This window comes from Gilvimarinus sp. 1_MG-2023 (assembly GCF_030548285.1).
Genome location: NZ_JAUOSC010000844.1, coordinates 1 through 284 on the forward strand (window position 1 = coordinate 1; position 284 = coordinate 284).

At 61.3% G+C, this 284-nt stretch carries 1 protein-coding gene; it reads left to right on the forward strand.

All coding sequences use genetic code 11. From position 1 onward, the window contains the following. Positions 1-284, forward strand: a 284-nt coding sequence (locus tag Q4563_RS19280; protein WP_442903803.1) for a capsular polysaccharide export protein, LipB/KpsS family, incomplete at both ends; no start/stop codon positions are given.

The following is a 284-nucleotide window of genomic DNA, read 5'->3' on the forward strand; positions in this document are numbered from 1 at the left end:
GGACGAGTGGTCAGCCGCTGATTGTGCCCAGGCCCGGCAGCTGCGAAAGACCATTGTTGCCAACCGTATTTCCAAATACAACCTGACCGGGCAAGACTGGCAACCGGCGTGTCGATCCTGCTCTGGCCAGCCGCGCCGGGTGGTCCTGGTACCGGGGCAGGTGGAGTCTGATGCCTCAATCCGTATGGGAGCCGGGAGTATCAAGACCAATCAGGGGTTATTACAGGCAGCACGTGCTGCGGAACCGGACGCCTGGCTGGTGTATAAACCGCACCCGGATGTGG